The organism is Arhodomonas sp. KWT2, assembly GCF_041949875.1.
Classification (GTDB): domain Bacteria; phylum Pseudomonadota; class Gammaproteobacteria; order Nitrococcales; family Nitrococcaceae; genus Arhodomonas; species Arhodomonas aquaeolei.
Genome location: NZ_JBHFPQ010000051.1, coordinates 375,751 through 393,033, shown reverse-complemented (window position 1 = coordinate 393,033; position 17,283 = coordinate 375,751). Strand labels below are relative to the sequence as shown.

Annotated in this window: 16 protein-coding genes; 6 read left to right on the top strand and 10 right to left on the bottom strand. The window is 69.7% G+C overall.

Translation table 11 applies throughout. The features are described 5' to 3' along the window. Window positions 1-15 precede the first annotated feature (15 nt). The 3 genes from ACEZHJ_RS17220 (at window position 16) to rpoD (ending at window position 4,408) form a co-directional block, all read left to right on the top strand. Window positions 16-465, top strand: a complete 450-nt coding sequence (locus ACEZHJ_RS17220; RefSeq protein ID WP_018716683.1) for a GatB/YqeY domain-containing protein — start codon at window positions 16-18, stop codon at window positions 463-465. A 252-nt stretch (window positions 466-717) separates the two neighbouring features. Then, window positions 718-2,457, top strand: coding sequence for a DNA primase (dnaG, locus tag ACEZHJ_RS17215; protein ID WP_163139425.1), 1,740 nt, complete (start codon window positions 718-720; stop codon window positions 2,455-2,457). A 115-nt stretch (window positions 2,458-2,572) separates the two neighbouring features. Further along, the gene (rpoD, locus tag ACEZHJ_RS17210; RefSeq protein WP_163139427.1) at window positions 2,573-4,408 is read left to right on the top strand and encodes an RNA polymerase sigma factor RpoD; all 1,836 of its coding nucleotides are present in this window, start codon (window positions 2,573-2,575) and stop codon (window positions 4,406-4,408) included. Between the two features lie 63 nt (window positions 4,409-4,471). Here rpoD and ACEZHJ_RS17205 read toward each other — a convergent pair whose 3' ends face one another. The 9 genes from ACEZHJ_RS17205 to ACEZHJ_RS17165 all read right to left on the bottom strand — a co-directional run bounded on the left by ACEZHJ_RS17205 (window position 4,472) and on the right by ACEZHJ_RS17165 (window position 13,126). Next, complete coding sequence (locus tag ACEZHJ_RS17205; RefSeq protein ID WP_018716680.1) at window positions 4,472-4,738, bottom strand: 2Fe-2S iron-sulfur cluster-binding protein; 267 nt, start codon at window positions 4,736-4,738, stop codon at window positions 4,472-4,474. Continuing rightward, window positions 4,735-5,877 carry an FAD-binding oxidoreductase gene (locus ACEZHJ_RS17200; RefSeq protein ID WP_018716679.1) on the bottom strand — a complete coding sequence of 381 codons (1,143 nt, stop codon included), beginning with the start codon at window positions 5,875-5,877 and terminating at the stop codon, window positions 4,735-4,737. The genes ACEZHJ_RS17205 and ACEZHJ_RS17200 overlap by 4 nt, the downstream gene beginning before the upstream one ends. Next, the gene (locus tag ACEZHJ_RS17195) at window positions 5,867-7,147 is read right to left on the bottom strand and encodes an FAD-dependent oxidoreductase (protein ID WP_163139429.1); all 1,281 of its coding nucleotides are present in this window, start codon (window positions 7,145-7,147) and stop codon (window positions 5,867-5,869) included. The genes ACEZHJ_RS17200 and ACEZHJ_RS17195 overlap by 11 nt, the downstream gene beginning before the upstream one ends. Next, window positions 7,144-7,866 carry an ABC transporter ATP-binding protein gene (locus tag ACEZHJ_RS17190; protein ID WP_163139431.1) on the bottom strand — a complete coding sequence of 241 codons (723 nt, stop codon included), beginning with the start codon at window positions 7,864-7,866 and terminating at the stop codon, window positions 7,144-7,146. Before ACEZHJ_RS17190 ends, ACEZHJ_RS17195 begins: the two co-directional genes overlap by 4 nt. Next, complete coding sequence (locus ACEZHJ_RS17185; RefSeq protein WP_163139433.1) at window positions 7,863-8,642, bottom strand: ABC transporter ATP-binding protein; 780 nt, start codon at window positions 8,640-8,642, stop codon at window positions 7,863-7,865. The genes ACEZHJ_RS17190 and ACEZHJ_RS17185 overlap by 4 nt, the downstream gene beginning before the upstream one ends. 10 nt (window positions 8,643-8,652) lie before the next feature. Beyond that, entirely contained in the window at window positions 8,653-9,633 is a 981-nt protein-coding gene (locus ACEZHJ_RS17180; protein ID WP_163139435.1) for a branched-chain amino acid ABC transporter permease, read from the bottom strand. Between the two features lie 2 nt (window positions 9,634-9,635). Further along, entirely contained in the window at window positions 9,636-10,550 is a 915-nt protein-coding gene (locus ACEZHJ_RS17175; RefSeq protein WP_018716674.1) for a branched-chain amino acid ABC transporter permease, read from the bottom strand. A 72-nt stretch (window positions 10,551-10,622) separates the two neighbouring features. Beyond that, on the bottom strand, window positions 10,623-11,741 hold the full coding sequence (locus tag ACEZHJ_RS17170) for a branched-chain amino acid ABC transporter substrate-binding protein (protein ID WP_018716673.1): 1,119 nt from the start codon (window positions 11,739-11,741) through the stop codon (window positions 10,623-10,625). A 689-nt stretch (window positions 11,742-12,430) separates the two neighbouring features. Next, on the bottom strand, window positions 12,431-13,126 hold the full coding sequence (locus ACEZHJ_RS17165) for a GntR family transcriptional regulator (protein ID WP_018716672.1): 696 nt from the start codon (window positions 13,124-13,126) through the stop codon (window positions 12,431-12,433). 119 nt (window positions 13,127-13,245) lie between these two features. Here ACEZHJ_RS17165 and ACEZHJ_RS17160 point away from each other — a divergent pair, with 119 nt between their 5' ends. The 3 genes from ACEZHJ_RS17160 (at window position 13,246) to ACEZHJ_RS17150 (ending at window position 16,890) form a co-directional block, all read left to right on the top strand. Beyond that, a complete protein-coding gene (locus ACEZHJ_RS17160) occupies window positions 13,246-14,148 on the top strand; it encodes a dihydrodipicolinate synthase family protein (protein WP_018716671.1) in 903 nt (300 codons plus the stop codon). 149 nt (window positions 14,149-14,297) lie between these two features. Next, window positions 14,298-15,299 (top strand): 4-hydroxyproline epimerase, encoded by a 1,002-nt coding sequence (locus ACEZHJ_RS17155; protein ID WP_018716670.1) that lies wholly within the window; start codon window positions 14,298-14,300, stop codon window positions 15,297-15,299. Window positions 15,300-15,318: 19 nt separating this feature from the next. Further along, entirely contained in the window at window positions 15,319-16,890 is a 1,572-nt protein-coding gene (locus ACEZHJ_RS17150; RefSeq protein WP_163139437.1) for an aldehyde dehydrogenase (NADP(+)), read from the top strand. A 42-nt stretch (window positions 16,891-16,932) separates the two neighbouring features. Here the strand turns inward: ACEZHJ_RS17150 and ACEZHJ_RS17145 are convergent, their stop codons facing one another. After that, a complete protein-coding gene (locus tag ACEZHJ_RS17145) occupies window positions 16,933-17,115 on the bottom strand; it encodes a hypothetical protein (protein ID WP_018716668.1) in 183 nt (60 codons plus the stop codon). Window positions 17,116-17,283 lie beyond the last annotated feature (168 nt).

Genomic DNA, 17,283 nt, shown 5'->3' with positions numbered 1-17,283 from the left:
GCGGAGACGCACTACGTGAGCGCCATCAAGACCGCGATCACCGATGCCGTCAAGCAGGCCATGCGCGCGGGCGACAAGCCCCGCGTCTCGGCACTGCGGATGGTGACCGCGGCGATCAAACAGCAGGAGGTCGACAGCCGGGCCGAGCTCTCGGATGCCGAGGTCCTGCAGGTGCTCTCGAAGATGGTCAAGCAGCGGCGTGAGGCCCTCGAGCAGTACGAGCAGGCTGGCCGCGACGACCTGGCCGCGAAGGAACGCAGCGAGCTCGAGATTATTGCCGAGTTCCTGCCCCAGCCGCTGTCGGACGCGGAGCTCGACGGGATGGTGGATGCCGCCATCGCCGAGACCGGTGCATCGGACGTCCGGTCGATGGGGCAGGTCATGGGCGTGCTCAAGCCCAGGGTTCAGGGCCGTGCCGACATGGGCGCGGTCAGTGCCCGGGTGAAGGCACGCCTTTCCGGTTAGGGCCATCACCGGTTCCCGCGCGCGCCGCGCCGCTGCCCGGGACCGGGGTGGGGCGCGAGTCCCAGGGTTCGTTCCGCTTCCATTCTTCCGTACGCCGGCGTGGCGGGTCCACGCGGTGCGCCCGCCCCGCGGGTTCGGGAGAATGGCCGGCGGGACGGTGCGGGCGTGAATCGACCACCGGCCCTGGCCGTTTCCGCGGCGGGCATCGGCCGATGATCGCCGAACGCCGCATCGGGCGGCGCGGAGGGCGCGATGGCCGGTCGCATACCCGACCAGTTCATTGACGAGTTGCTCGCGCGCGTCGACATCGTCGACGTGGTGGGCGAGCGCGTCCAGTTGAAGCGTGCCGGCGCGAATCACCACGCCCTCTGCCCGTTCCACAGCGAGAAGACCCCGTCCTTCACCGTCAGCCAGAGCAAGCAGTTCTACCACTGCTTTGGCTGTGGTGCGCACGGCACCGCCATCCGCTTCCTCATGGAGTACGACCGGATGGACTTCCGCGAGGCCGTGGCCTCGCTGGCCCAGATGGCGGGCATGGAGCTGCCGGAGTCGGCCCGCGAGGGTCCCGTGGAGAGCCACGAGCCGCTCTACCGCGTGCTTGAGCGGGCCGGCGAGTGCTACCGGCGGTGGCTGCGCCGTCATCCCGATCGCGACCGCGCCGTCGACTACCTCCGCCGCCGCGGTCTGAGCGGCGAGATCGCGGCGCGCTACGCGCTGGGCTTCGCACCGCCGGGCTGGGACAACCTCCTGCGCGAGCTCGGCGAGCGGGACAACCTTGCCCGGGCCGGGCTGCTGGTCGAGCGCGAGGGCGGCCGGGGGTACGACCGCTTCCGCGACCGCATCATGTTCCCCATCCGCGACCGCCGCGGCCGCATCATCGGCTTCGGCGGGCGGGTACTCGGCGACGGCGAGCCCAAGTACCTCAATTCCCCGGAGACCCCGGTCTTCCACAAGGGGCAGGGCCTGTACGGGCTCTACGAGGCGCTGGAGGCGGACCGCCACCCGCCGGACATCGTGGTGGTGGAGGGCTACATGGACGTGGTCGCGCTGGCCCAGTTCGGCATCACCCGCGCGGTGGCCACCCTGGGCACGTCCACCGGCACCCGCCAGGTGGAGCGGCTGTTCCGGGTCACCGGCGACCTGGTGTTCTGCTTCGACGGCGACGAGGCCGGGCGTCAGGCGGCCTGGCGGGCGCTGGAGTCGAGCCTGCCGGCGCTGCGCGAGGGTCGCCAGGTGCGGTTCCTGTTCCTGCCCGAGGGCGAGGACCCGGACAGCCTCGTGCGCCGCGACGGCCCGGAGGGCTTCGAGCGGCTGCTCGCCGATGCGGCGCCGCTGTCGGACTGGCTGTTCGAGCGGCTCACCGCCGAGGTCGACCTCGCCAGCATGGACGGCCGGGCGAGGCTGGTGGAGCGGGCCATTCCGTTGATACGGCGCCTGCCGCCGGATGTCTACCGGCGCATGATCGTCGATCGGCTCGCCGGCCTGGCGCGGCTGGAGCACGATTACCTGGAGGCGGTGATCGAGGGCCGGGAGTCGGCGCCGTCACGGACACCGTCGCGCCCGGCGCGGAGCACGCCGGAGGAGCCGGCGGTGCGGCGCACGCCGGTGCGCCTCGCGGTGGCTCTGCTGCTCCAGCGCCCGGCACTCGGGGCCGGCTTGAGCGAGGCGGACGCGGGGCTCGCCGACAGCGACCTCCCGGGGGCGCCGTTGCTCGCACAGCTGCTTGAAATCACGCGGGATGAACCGCACATCACGACAGGCGCACTGCTGGAGCGTTTCCGCGACTCGGAGCACGAGGCGGCGCTCTGGCGGTTGGCGACTTGGGATCATCTGGTCCCGGAGGACGGCCTGGAGCAGGAACTCGCCGATGCGCTCGGCCGTATCCGGGCATTGAGGAACGACAAGCGCCTGCAATACTTGAACGAGAGGTTTCAGAGCGGCGATCTGACCCGGGACGAATGGAACGAGTGGGTCGCGCTCAAGCGCGGCTGACGTCAACGGAGGCGGCAGTTAGTTGTTATTCCGGCAATTCGGGCTATAATGCCCGGTTCAGTCGCGCTCGCAGCCTCTACCCCTTATACATCAAGCTGACATCAATTTACGAAATATGGCAAGCCAGGACCAGCAGTCACAGATTCGAGAGCTCATCGCCCGGGGCAAGGAGCAGGGGTTCCTGACCTATGCCGAGGTCAATGACCACCTGCCCGACGATATCGTCGACCCGGAGCAGATCGAGGATATCATCGGCATGATCAACGACATGGGCATCACTGTCCATGAGCAGGCGCCGGATAGCGATGAGCTGCTGCTGAGCGACACCGCGGTCACCACGGACGAGGACGAGGCCGAGGAAGCCGCGGCGGCGCTCGCGTCGGTGGATGCGGAGTTCGGCCGGACCACCGATCCGGTGCGCATGTACATGCGCGAGATGGGCACGGTGGAGCTGCTCACCCGCGAGGGCGAGATCATGCTCGCCAAGCGGATCGAGGAGGGGCTCGACCAGGTCCTGCGCGCCATCGCCTATTACCCGGAGTCCGCACGCAGCCTGGTGGGGCTGTACGAGGCCGTCCAGGCCGGCGAGGTGCGGCTATCGGACGTGATCGGGGGCTTCCGCGACAATGCCGACGGCGAAGACGCGGCGGGCGGCGAGTCCGCCTCCACCGCCTCCACTGCCTCCACCGCGGACAGCGAGGAGGATGACGATGAGGAGGCCGGTGCCGCGGACAACGGGCCCGACCCGGAGCGTGCCGCGCAGATCTTCAATCGCATCTACGAGCTGCACCAGGAGCTCATGGAGCGTCTGGATGCCGGCAACCGCGAGGATCCCCGCATCGACGAGATCCGCGAGGAGCTCGCGACGCTGTTCCTGTCGGTGAAGTTCGTGCCCAAGGTCGTCGAGCGCCTCGCCGACAACCTGCGCAAGACCGTCGAGCGCATCCGCGGCAAGGAACGCGAGGTCATGCGCGTGGCGGTCAAGCGCGCCGGCATGCCGCGCAAGCAGTTCATCAAGAGCTTCCCCGGCCGCGAGACCGACATGGCCTGGGTCGACGAGCAGATCGCCGCCGGCAAGGCGCACTCGGACAAGCTTGCCGAGCACCGCGACGCCCTGATCGAGGCGCAGTACGCGCTGGCGACGATCCGCGAGAACACCGGGCTGCCCATCGCCGAGATCAAGGAGATCAACCGCCGGATGTCCATCGGCGAGGCCAAGGCCCGCCGGGCGAAGAAGGAGATGGTCGAGGCCAACCTGCGCCTGGTGATCTCCATCGCGAAGAAGTACACGAACCGCGGTCTGCAGTTCCTGGACCTCATCCAGGAGGGCAACATCGGCCTGATGAAGGCCGTGGACAAGTTCGAGTACCGGCGCGGCTACAAGTTCTCGACCTACGCCACCTGGTGGATCCGCCAGGCCATCACCCGCTCCATCGCGGACCAGGCCCGGACCATTCGCATCCCGGTGCACATGATCGAGACCATCAACAAGCTCAACCGCGTCTCGCGGCAGATGCTCCAGGAAATGGGCCGCGAGCCGCAGCCCGAGGAGCTCGCCGAGCGCATGGAGATGCCGGAGGACAAGGTCCGCAAGGTGCTCAAGATCGCCAAGGAGCCGATCTCCATGGAGACGCCCATCGGCGACGACGAGGACTCGCACCTGGGTGATTTCATCGAGGACATCAACGTGATGTCGCCGGTGGACTCGGCCACCCGCGAGGGCCTGAAGGAGTCGGTGCGCGGCGTGCTCGGCGGCCTGACGCCCCGCGAGGCCAAGGTCCTGCGCATGCGCTTCGGCATCGATATGAACACCGACCACACCCTTGAGGAGGTCGGCAAGCAGTTCGACGTCACTCGTGAGCGTATCCGCCAGATCGAGGCCAAGGCCCTGCGCAAGCTCCGCCACCCGACCCGTTCGGAGTCGCTGCGCAGCTTCCTCGACGAGCAGTAACGCCCCACTCCCGCGGCGGCCTTCCCGGAGGCCGCCGCGCGGCGTTCCGGCCCCGTGCCCGGCCTATGCCCGCCCGCCGGTCTCCGGCGTCTCTACCGTATCCCCGTCTCGCGGCGTATACAGACAGGCGACCTCGCTGGTGCCGTTTACCCGTACCCGGCAGCGCTGGCACTGGCCGATCGCGCAGAAGAAGTCCGGGGCCCCGTCCGCCGTGGCGAGCAGACCGGCCAGCAGGCTGCGCCCCGCGGGCAGGTGCCTGAGGGCGCCGTCGACCGTGACCTCGATCGCCGTCTCCGGGGTGTCGATGAACCGGAACCCTCGCTCGCTCATACCGTGAAACGCTCCGGGTGCAGTGCCCCGTCGTAGGGGTGGGTGACGCCGGCGGCGATGAGGTCCGCCACCAGCTCGCCGGTGACCGGCGCGAGGCCGTGGCCCGCACCCTCGTGGCCGGTGGCCACCACGATCCGGCCGTCCGGGTCCACCGGGCCGATGATCGGCAGCCCGTCGGGCGAGAACGGTCGCAGCCCGGCATAGGCGCGGAGCACCCGGAGGCGGGCGAGGTCCGGCACGATGCCGATGCAGTCCGCCATCACCCGCCGCAGGGTGTCGGTGCTGACGCTGCGGTCGAAGCCGGCGAACTCCCGGGAGCTGCCGCAGAGGATGGTGCCGCTGCGCGTGGACTCGATGATTGCCGCCGTCTGCACCGCGGCGTCGTCGCCGCTGGTGTCCTCGGCGGTGGCGTTGTAGCCGAAATCCGCGATCTTGGAGTTGACCTCGACGTCACCGCGCTCGAGCACGCAGATATGGCCCTTGCGCGGGCGCACCGGGACCGACAGCCCCAGGGGCTCGAGGAGCTCGTTGCTCCACACGCCGGTGGCGAGGACCACGTGCCCCGCGCTCCAGGTGTCGCCGTTGGCGAAGCGGACGGTCACGGCGTCGGCGCCGGGTTCCAGCGCGGTGATCTCGTCGTAGAAGCGGTAGGGCACGTTCGCCTCGCTGAGGCTGCGCGCGATCTGGTAGCAGGCGAGCATGGGCTGGACCTGCGCATCCCGCGGCCAGTGGCCGATGGCGCTGGTGTCCGGTCCCAGGTGCGGCTCGTAGCGCTCCCAGCCGGCATCGACGAACTCGCAGGTCACCCCTGCCGTCTGGTGGCCGGCCACGTGCTCCGCGAGCGCCTCGGCCTGGTCCGCGCCGCGGGCGACCACGGTAGAGCCCTTGGGGTCGTACTCGCAGTGGTTGCCGTGGCGCGCGGCGAAGTCCGACCACAGCACGAGGCTGCGCTCGGAGAGGGTGAGCATCACGCCGCCGGACTTGTCCGAGGACAGCAGGTTGCCGTCGCTGCTGCGCGAGGTCCCGGGGGCGAGCCCGCCCCGGTCCGCCACGGCGACGGACAGACCGCGCTCGTGCAGCGCCAGCGCGGTGAAGCTGCCGATGATCCCAGTGCCGATAACGATGCAATCAACCGCCACGGGCGAACTCCCCGGCCCCGACCGGCCGCGTTAGGGTGCGCTGGTTGAGCGCGCTGCGCGGTACCGCCCCGGCCTGCTCGATGGCCCGGCCGACCTGGGGCTCGCAGTAGCGGCCCTGGCAGGGGCCCATGCCGCAGCGGGTCACCACCTTGATGGAGGAGAGGTCCGTCAGACCGAGGGACACGGCCTCGTCGACGCGGGCCAGGGGCACCGACTCGCAGGCGCATACCGTCGCCGCCGCCGGCGGCACCGGTGCGCGGGCGTGCATCCGGCTCTCCAGGGCCTCGCCGAAATGCGCATACAGTGCCCGCCATCGCAGCAGCCGGCGTGCCCGGTCGGTGTCCACGTGCTCGCCGGCATCGGCGAGCAGCGCCATCGCGGCGAGCTCGCCGGAGACCCGGGCGTGGCGCCAGCCGCGTACACCCTGGCCCTCACCGCAGACGAGCACGTTGGCCACCGAGCTGCGCCCCCATTTGTCCGTTTCGGCGACGAAGTAGCCGCCCGGCGCGTGCCAGCGCAGGCGACAGCCCGCGGTGCGCGGAAGCTGGCTCTGGGCGATGAAGGCGTCAGTCAGCCCGAGGCGGTCGAAGGCGAGGCGCCGGCCGTCGTCCAGGCGCAGGCGCCCGTTCTCCACCGCCGCCGCTCCCCGTCCGCGCAGCACGGTGACGCCGTGCCGGGCGAGGGTGGCGCGGTCGCGGGCGAACTCCAGCGCGTTGCCCGGGATCGCCGCGCCCGCCGGTGCGAGGCGGGCATAGTCCGCCAGTCCCAGGCGGTCGACCACCGCGGAGACCCGCGCGCCGGCGCGGCACAGGCCCGCCGCGGCGACGTACAGGAACGGTCCGGCACCGGCGAGCACGACATCACCGGCGGGCACGGCACCGTGGCCCTTGAGCAGGGCCTGGAGCGCGCCGGCGCTGGTTACCCCCGGCGCCGGCGTGCCCGGGACCGGACAATGCATGTCGTAGGCCCCGCAGGCGAGTACCACGGCGTCGAACGTGTCCTCGCGCACCGCCCCGGTGGCGGCCTCCCGCCAGGTCACCCGGCCGTCGCCGGCCACGCCGAGAACGGCGGCGCCGCAGATGAGCCCCTTGCCGAGGCGCTGCTCGAGCGCCGTCGCCGGCGCGTCACGGCGTACACGGGTGATGTTGCCGCCACTGCGTGGCTGCTCGTCGAAGGCGGTCACCGCCCAGCCGGCATCGAGCAGCCGCACCGCGGTGCCCTCGCCGGCCGGCCCGGTGCCGACGACGGCGACGTGGCGGGCTGCGCTCATTCGGCCCCGCCGAGGTACGCCTGGATGATGCGCTCGTCGGCACGCAGCTCCTCGCCGCTACCCTGCATGCGCACCTGCCCGTTCTCCAGCACGTAGCCGTAGTGGGCGAGTCGCAGCGCGAGCCGGGCGTTCTGCTCGACGAGCAGGATGGTCACGCCGGTCTCGTTGAGGCGCTTGACGATGCGCATGGTATCGGTCACGAGCTTCGGCGCCAGGCCCATGGAGGGCTCATCGAGGAGCAGTACCTCGGGGCCGTGCATGAGCGCGCGGCCGATGGCGAGCATCTGCTGCTCGCCGCCGGAGAGCAGCGAGGCATCCTGGTGCCGGCGCTCCGCCATCCGCGGGAACAGCTCGAAGACGTGGGCCATACGCTCGGCGCGCACGTGGGCGTCCCGCACGGTGAACGCCCCGAGCTCCAGGTTCTCCTTCACCGACAGGCCCTTGAGCACGTGCCGGCCCTCCGGCACGTGGACCACGCCCAGCCGGGCGATGTTGTGCGCGGCCAGGGTGGTGATGGGCTTGCCCTGGAGCTGGACCTCGCCGGCGGCGGCGCGCACCAGTCCGGAGATGGTCTTGAGCGTCGTGGTCTTGCCCGCGCCGTTGCTGCCGAGCAGGGCGACGATCTGGCCCTTGCGGACCTCCAGGGTGACGCCGTGCAGGGCCTGGATCTTGCCGTAGAAGGCCTCGATATCGCGGACGCTGAGTACGGTCTCGCTCATGTCAGCTCCAGTTCGTCTTCGTCCTGGCCCAGGTAGGCCTCGATCACCGCCGGGTCACTCTGGATGGCCTCGGCGGTGCCCTCGGCGATGATGCGCCCGTGGTCGAGCACGCTGATGTGCTCGGAGACCTCCATGACCAGGCCCATGTCGTGCTCGATGAGCAGCACCGCCACCCCGCGCTCGTCGCGGATGCGGCGGATCAGGCGCACCAGCTCGGTCTTCTCGCTGCTGTTCAGTCCGGCGGCGGGTTCGTCGAGCAGCAGCAGCCGGGGCTGCGTGGCCAGGGCCCGGGCGATCTCGACCAGGCGCTGGTGGCCGTAGGCGAGGTTGGTGGCGATGCGGTCGGCCTCGTCGGCGATACCGACGAACTCGAGGCACTCCTCGCAGATCTCGCGTACCCGGCGTTCCTCCGCGCGCTGGGAGGGCAGGCCGAAGATCGCGGAGAAGGCGCCGGCACGGCTGCGGCAGTGCTGGCCGGCCATGACGTTGTCGAGCACGGACATCTCCCGGAACAGGCGCACGTTCTGGAAGGTGCGCGCGATCCCGAGCTTGGTCACCGCGTGGGGCTTGCGTTTGAGCAGCTGCTCGCCGCCAAAGGTGATCGACCCCTGTTGCGGACGGTAGAAGCCGGTGATGCAGTTGAACAGCGACGTCTTGCCCGCCCCGTTCGGGCCGATGAGGCTCGCCACGCTGTTTTCCGCGACACCGAAGCGGATGTTCTCGAGCACGGTGTTGCCTGCGAAACGCAGGACCACGTCGTCGAGCTGCAAGAGCATGGTGGTCTCCCTACGAACGCCGTCCCGGCCAGATACCGCTGGGCCGGAAGAGCATGATGAGCAGAAGGATCACGGCGAAGACCAGCAGCCGCAGCGAACCGATGTCGCGCAGCAGCTCGGGGCCGAGGATGACGATGAACGCGCCGAGGATGACCCCGGGGATCTTGCCCATGCCGCCGAGGATCACGGCCATGAGCACCAGTACGGACTGCTGGAAGCTGAAGCTCTGCGGCGAGATCGCCCCCAGGTTGGCGGCGAAGAACACCCCGCCGATGGAGCCGAAGACCGCACCGGTGATATAAGCGGCGAGCTTGACGCGTACGCGGTTGATGCCCATGGCCTCGGCGGCGTCCTCGTCGTGGCGCACGTACAGCCAGGCACGGCCCAGGCGCGAGTGCAGCAGCCGTTGTGCGGCGATGACCGCAAGCACGGCGAGCGCCGCGAAGATGTAGTAATAAGTGGTCGGTCCGTTGAGGGTATGGCCGAACACGCTCGGCGAGGGGATGCCCGTCAGGCCGCTGGCCTGGCCGGTGATCTCCAGATTGCGTGCGCCGATGCGCACGATCTCGCCAAAGCCCAGGGTGACGATGGCGAGGTAGTCGCTGCGCAGCCGCAGTGTCGGCCCGCCGATGATCACCCCGGCAAGCGCCGCCGCGCACAGGGCGAAGGGGATCGTCAGCCAGAAGTTGAAGCCGAACTGCTGGGTGAGTATGCCCGTGGTGTAGGCCCCCACCGCGAAGAACGCGGCGTAGCCGAGGTCGAGCAGTCCCGCGAAGCCCACGACCACGTTCAGCCCCAGCGCGAGGATGACGTAGAGGAGGGCGTTGGTGAGGATCACCGTGCCGTAGCGGCCCACGACGGGCGGGGCGAGCAGCAGCAGCGCGATGATCACCGCGTACAGCGCCCAGCGCCGCCGCGGGTCGTCGAAGGCCGCGTACAGGCGCTCGATGGCGCCCGGTGCCGGCCGGGTCGTGACCTTGTTCGTCGCCATGATTACATCCGCTCCACTTCGGACTTGCCGAGAAGCCCCGTGGGTTTGAACACCAGCACCAGGATGAGCACGCCGAAGGTGAACACGTCCTTCCATTCACCGCCGATATGCGGGATCTGGGTGGCGAACGCCTCGAGCAGGCCGAGTATGAGGCCGCCGAGCATGGCGCCGGTGATGCTGCCGATGCCGCCGATGACCGCGGCGGTGAAGGCCTTCAGGCCGATGAGAAAGCCCATGAAGTACCAGATGCGGCCGTACTGCACGCCGGCCATCACGCCGGCCGCTGCCGCCAGTGCCGAGCCGGCGAAGAAGGTCACGGCGATGACGCGCTGGACGTTGATGCCCATCAGCCGGCACATGTCCTTGTCCAGGGAGACGGCCCGCATGGCCTTGCCGTACATCGTGCGCGAGACGAACAGCTCCAGGCCGATCATGAGCACGATCGCGGAGGCCACGAGCACGATCTGGGTGTAGTTGACGAATACCGCCCCGAGCGAGACGCCGCCGAAGCCGAGGTCCGTGCGGAAGGCGGTGACCTGGCCGTCGGTGAGCGCGAGCGCGGCGTTCTGCAGCACGAGGGAGACGGCGAGCGCGGTGATCAGTATGGACAGCCTGGGCGCGGAGAGCATCGGGCGGTAGGCCACCTGCTCGATCACCACGCCGAGGAAGCCCACCGCGATCATGGCGACGAACATCGCCACGAATATCCCCATCCAGCCGGCACCGATGGTGCCCGAGACGAGGGAGAGCGCGCCGAAGCCGACGAACGCGCCGACCATGTAGATATCGCCGTGGGCGAAGTTGAGCAGTTTGATGACGCCGAAGATCATGGTGTAGCCCAGCGCCACCAGGGCATAGAACGACCCCAGCACCAGGCCGTTGACCAGCTGCTGGATGAGTATGTCGGTCAGTGACATGGAAAACGGTCTCCCGGCGGATTCCGGTAGGGGCCGGCGGGGCGGGTGCCCCGCCGGCCGTTGGGGCAACGGTTACTTGGAATGCAGGGTCCAGCCGCCCTGCTCACCCTTGAGGATGATGAAGTTGGAACGCGCCAGCGTGTTCTTGTCCGTGAACGAGATCGGGCCGGTGAGCCAGGCCTCGCCGTCCGCCGAGGCGAGTGCGTCGATCACCGCGTCCGGGTCGGTGGAGCCGGCCTTCTCGATGGCCCAGCCGAGCAGCTTCATGCCGTCGTAGGACAGGGTCGAGTACGGTCCCGGGCTGCGGCCCTTGTACTTGTTGCCGTAGGACTCGATGAACTGCTTCGCCTCGGGGAGGAACTCCGCGATCGGGTTGGAGAAGCAGTACACGCCGTCGGCCGCGCGGCCGGCGATCTCGAAGAGCTTCGGCGAGTTGGAGCCGTCGCCCACCGCGATGATGCCCTGGTAGCCGCCCTGGCGGAGCTGGCGGATGAGCAGGCCGCCGTCGGCGTAGTAGGCGGTCCAGAACACCGCGTCCGCGCCCTCGGAGCGGATCTTGGTCACCAGCGAGCTGAAGCTCTGCTCGCCCTTGCTCACCGTCTCCTGCACGGTGACCTCGAGGCCGGCCTTCTTCCACTCCTTCGCGGTCAGGTTGGCGAGGTCCTGGGAATAGGCGTCGCCCTGGTCGACGATCGCCAGCGTCTTCGCGCCCTGGCTCTTGAAGAAGTCCACCGCCTTGCGCACCTGGTCGTAGCCGGTGGAGTTGATCATGAAGGCGTTGCCCGGGTTCGCCGGGATGAGCTTGGTCGAGTTGGCCGCGGTGATGACGAACGGGATGTTGGCATCGCCGTAGGTCTTCAGCGTCGGCAGGGTGGCGCCGGAGCAGTAGCCGCCGACCACACCGGCGACGTCGGCGGAGGCGAGCTTGCTCGCCGCGTTCACCGACTGCTGCGGGTCACAGGCGGAGTCGCCGACAAGGATCTCCACCTGACGGCCGAGCAGGCCGCCGTCGGCGTTGATCTCGTCGACCGCGATCTGGATCGCGTTCTTCATGTCGACGCCGTAAGTGGCCTCGGAACCGGTGGTGGGCACCTGGACGCCCACGGTGATCGGCTCCTGGGCATGGCCGGCACCGCTCGCGGCCAGCGCGATGGTCGCCGCCGCGGCGAGATGGGTGAGACGTTTGGACATAGTGCTCTCTCCGTTAACGCGTTGTAGAGCCGTTGCAACAGGGGTGGCCTGTCGTGCCACCGCGTAAAGGTCCCCGGTGGCTGTCCGGGGACGCAATCCGGCCGGCGTCCGCACGGCGGTGGCCGCCGGCGCCGGTGTTCACGGGGGTGGGGCTGCCGGAGAGGGCGAGGCGGGGATCGTTTATGATGACCGGGCACGCTCCGCGGCCCGGGCGGGAGATCGGTGCTCCCCTGTGCTGTCCCCGTTCCATGATTGTCGGCCCCTCCTCCGCCACGGCGCAGAGCCGTGGTTATCATGCTTATTGGTATATTTTATACAATTCAAGGCTGCCAGCCGCAAGCCTGTCGCGGCAGGTGGATGGCCGGCTCCCCCGCTCCGGGAGCGATGGCCCGACGTCCGGAGCGCTTTGCGGGGGAAGCCGCGATCCCGGTCTCCGGGCGGGGGGAGCGTCCCCGTCGCACCCGCCCGCTTCAGCGATCCTGATATTTACCACGTCCGTGGTCCCGTCGGCGAGTGTCCCCGGCGGTACGGGTGCGCCCGGGCCCGTGGCGGGCGCCGTGTCCGCACGTGCCGCTGTCACCGCCGGGCAGGCGTGTCCGCTGCGGTCATCGCCCGGCCACTGGCGATCGCGCCCCTGGACGGGTGTGTCCGTCTGCGGTGCCCGGGTGGTGACGGTGATGCGCAAGCCGCTACTCCTCGTGCGTGTTCTCGCCGCTGCCCCGGCGTTCTGCAAGAAAGGCTAGCAGATCGTCGCGGGCGGCCAGGACGTGCTCGTTGAGCAGGCGGCTGGCCTCGATGACATCGCGGTCCGCGCACAGGTTGACCAGCCGGTTGTGCTCCTCGCGCGCGCGCTCGTTCGTGCGCTGCGTGAGCTTGAGCTGCAGGCGCAGGTAGCGGTCTGCGTTGCGGTGGAGGTTGCGCACGATGGACAGGGCTCGGGGACGCTCCGCGGGTTCGTAGAGCACGGCGTGAAGCTCCCAGTTGAGCTGGCCCCAGTCCCGCTCCTGTGAGCCGCGGGAGAGCATCTCGTCGAAGGTGGCGAGAATCTCGCGCGCACGCTCGATGTGATGGGTCTCCAGGCGCGGGATGGCGCGCTGGAGCAGGTCGACCTCGATGAGTGCACGCAGGTCGAAGAGCTCGCGTATCTCGTCGAGCGACAGCGCCGTGACCGTGTAGCCCTTGTGGGCGGAGAGGGTCACCAGCCCCTCTCCCTCGAGCTGGAGCAGGGCCTCGCGCACGGGGATGCGGCTGACGCCGAACTCAGCCGCCAGGGTGTCCTGGCGCAGCTGCTCCCCCTCCGGGATGTCGAGATTGAGGATGCGCTCGCGCAGCTCGTCGGTCAGCGCGGCGGACATCGTCTGGCGTTTGAGTCCCGTGCTCGCCATAGGCCCTTTCATCGTCCTTGCGTCCCCGGGGTTCGATATATATTTTATACAATATACGTCGCCCGGCGGAAGACGCAAACCATCCGCCTCAACCCAACACCTCCTGGAGGAGCAAGTCCATGAAGGTCGACTGGCGCGGCATCTACCCGGCCGCCACCACGCAGATGAAGGCCGACGGGTCCCTGGACCTGGAGGCGAATCAGAAGATGGTCGAGCAGATGATCGATGACGGCGTTCACGGCCTGGTCATGCTCGGCAGTGTCGGTGAGAACACCTCGCTGAGCGCGGAGGAGAAGCGCCGCGTGATCGCCTCCACCGTCGAGGTCGTCAACGGCCGCGTGCCGGTGATCTCCGGCGTGGCGGAGTACACCACCGCCCTTGCGCAGGAGTATGCCCGTGACGTGGAGAAGCTCGGCGCCGACGGCCTGATGGCGCTGCCGGCGATGGTCTACAAGGCCGACCAGCGCGAGGTAGTCGCCCACATCCGCGCCACCGCGGAGGCCGCGAACCTGCCGGTGCAGATCTACAACAACCCCGGGGTGTACGGCATCGACATCAAGCCCGATGCGCTGGTGGAGCTCGCCCGGAGCACGAAGAACGTGGTCGCGGTGAAGGAGTCCTCCGAGGACCCGCGCCGTGTCACCGACATCATCAACATCGATCCGGACGCGCTCGCGCTCATGTCCGGCGTCGACGACGTGGCCATGGAGTGCATGATCCTGGGTTGCCAGGGCTGGGTCTCCGGCTTCGCCAACGTCTTCCCGGCGGAGAGCGTCGCCATCTACGATCACCTGCAGGCCGGGCGGATCGAGAAGGCCCGCGAGATCTACCGCTGGATGATGCCGGCGCTGCACATGGACGTTCACCCCAAGCTGGTGCAGATGATCAAGCTCTCCGAGCAGGTGGCCGGCCGCGGCAGCGAGACCGTGCGGGCTCCGCGCCTGCGCCTGGAGGGCGAGGAGCGGGAGTACGTGGTCTCCACCATCGAGCGGCTGCTGGCCAACCGGCCGTCCATCGACTGAGCGCGCCCGCGCCGCGGTGACGCGCCATGTGTCCGAAGGCCCTGACTCAGGCGGGTCAGGGCATTAGCATGGCGGTACCGGCGTTATGTCCTTCCGTCATCAGGGGCCGCCCGCCGGGCGGCCCCGCACGTTGTCAGGAGTTCCTGCCCATGGCCCGACATACCTTCATGTGCGTGGACGCGCACACCTGCGGCAACCCGGTGCGCGTGGTCGCCGGCGGCGGCCCGCCGCTGAAGGGCGCCTCGCTGTCCGAGTACCGGCAGCACTTCCTCGCCGAGTACGACTGGATCCGCCAGGGCCTGATGTTCGAGCCCCGCGGCCACGACATGATGTCCGGCTCGATCCTCTACCCGCCGCTGCGCGAGGACTGCGATCTGGGTGTGCTGTTCATCGAGACCTCCGGCTGTCTGCCCATGTGCGGGCACGGCACCATCGGCACGGTCACGGTGGCCCTGGAGGAGGGTTTCGTCACGCCGTCGCAGCCCGGGCGGCTGAACCTCGAGACCCCGGCGGGATTCGTCGGCGTCGAGTACGAGAGCGACGGCCGCTATGTCGAGCGCGTGCGGCTGTTCAACGTCGGCGCCTACCTCGCCGCCACGGACGTGGCCGTCGAGGTGCCGGGTTTCGGCGAGCTCACCTGCGACATCGCCTACGGCGGCAATTACTATGCGATCTTCGATCCCCAGCCCGGCTTCGAGGGGCTGGACGCGCTGAGCGTGGACGAGATCCTCCGCCTCTCGCCCGTGGTGCGCGAGCGCCTCAACGCCATCATCGAGCCGGTGCACCCGGACAACCCGACCATCCGCGGGGTCAGCCACGTCATGTGGACCGGCCCTGCCCGCGAGGCGGGTGCCGATGCCCGCAACGCCGTGTTCTACGGCGAGCGCGCCATCGACCGCTCCCCCTGCGGCACGGGCACCTCGGCGCGCATGGCCCAGCTCTATGGCCGGGGCCGCCTTGGCGTGGGCGATACCTTCGTCCACGAGAGCATCATCGGCAGCCTTTTCGAGGGCCGGATCGAGTCCCGGACCCGGGTCGGCGAGCACGACGGCATCATGCCGAGTATCGCCGGCTGGGCCCGGATCACCGGCTACAACACCCTGTTCATCGACGACCGCGACCCCTTCGCCCACGGCTTTACGGTGAAGTAGGTCCGCCAGGAGGCACGCAATGCAGATCAATCCCGATCACGTCATCGCCAGCCGCCACGAGGCAGACGGCAGTCAGCCGCTGCAGGCTGTGAACGCCGCCAGCGGCGAGGCGCTGGCGCCGGTCTTCCACGAGGCCACCACGGACGCCGTGGACCGCGCCTGCCGCGCCGCGGCCGAGGCCGCCCCGGCCTGGCGGGCGCTGAGCCTGGAGCGCCGGGCGGCGTTCCTGGAGACGGTGGCCGAGGAGCTGGACGCCTCGGTGGAGGCGTTCGTCGAGCGTGCGCCCGCAGAGACCGGTCTGCCCGAGGCGCGTATCCGCGGCGAGCTCGGCCGCACTTCCGGGCAGCTCCGGCTGTTCGCCACGGTGGTGCGTGCCGGTGATTTCCTCGGTGCACGCATCGATCACGGCGATCCCGACCGCAGCCCGGCGCCGAAGCCCGACGTCCGCTCCTGCCTGGTGCCGCTGGGCCCGGTGGCGGTGTTCGGTGCCAGCAACTTCCCGCTGGCGTTTTCCACCACCGGCGGCGATACCGCCTCGGCCTGGGCCGCGGGCTGCCCCGTGGTGGTCAAGGGGCATCCCGGCCATCCGGGGACCGCGGCGATCACCGCGGAGGCGGTGATGCGCGCGGTGGCGCGCTGCGAGGTTCCGCCGGGGGTGTTCTCGCTGCTCCACGGCGGTGGCCATGAGCTCGGCGGTGCGCTGGTGCAGCACCCGGCGATCAAGGCGGTGGGCTTCACCGGCTCCTTCGGCGGCGGCACGGCGCTGGCGCGGCTGGCCGCAACGCGCCCGGAACCGATCCCGGTGTACGCCGAGATGGGCAGCGTGAACCCGATGTTCGTGATGCCGGCCGCGGCGGCGGAGCGGGCCGAGTCCCTGGGTAGCGGGCTTGCGGGTTCCGTCGGGCTCGGCTGCGGACAGTTCTGCACCAACCCGGGGCTGGTCTTCGGTGTCGCCGGTGATGACTTCGAGCGCTTCGTCAAGGCGGCCGGGGACGCGGTCGCCGGTGCCGCGCCGGGCGTGATGCTCCACGGCGGGATCCTGGAGGCCTACGAGGCCGGCGTGCGCCGCCTGGAGTCGGTGCCCGGGGTGACGGAGGTCGCTTGCGGCGAGTCGGGTGACGGGCGCGCCAGCGTGCGGCTGTTCCGTACCGACTACGAGACCTTCCGTGCCAACCCGCAGCTCGCCGAGGAGGTCTTCGGCCCGGTGTCGCTGCTGGTGACGGTGGATTCCGAGGCGGACCTGAGCGTGGCCGCCCTGGGCCTGCCGGGCCAGCTGACGGCGACCATCCAGGCCACCGATGCCGAGATGGTGGATCACGCGGAGCTGGTGGCGGCGCTGGAGGCGCGGGCCGGCCGGGTGCTGGTCAACGGTTTCCCCACGGGCGTGGAGGTCAGCCACTCCATGGTCCACGGCGGGCCGTATCCGGCGACCACGGATTCGCGCACCACCTCGGTGGGTACACGGGCGATCGAGCGCTTCCTGCGCCCGGTGTGCTACCAGGACTTCCCGGCAGGGGCGCTGCCCGAGGCGCTGCGCGACGACAATCCGCTCGGCCTGCGGCGGTTCGTCGACGGTCAGTGGCAGTCCTGAGGGTGTCGAAGCCGGGCGGCGGACGCCGCCCGGCGCCCGGGGTTACTCGGGCTTGAGCACGACCTGTCCGTCCGAGGACTGGGCCAGGCGGTAGGGCGTCGCGCTGCACGCGAAACGCTTGATGATGCGGTTCGCCTCGCGGCGGATCTCGTTCGATGGCCCGCGGATGACGATTTCCTTGCCACGGTATTCCACACGGCAGCTCTCTTGCTGAGTCGCCGGCATGGCTACCTCCTGCCGCAGATTCTCGTCTGCCTGTTGAACACTCACGCCCGATCGTTCGGGCCCGGACCCCGCGTGCGCCATGGCAATGCCGCAGCGCATCAAGGCGCCAGAGTGTGCGACTAAAACGCGGGCGCGTAAACCCCCGTGTCACAATCGTGGGCGGCGGGG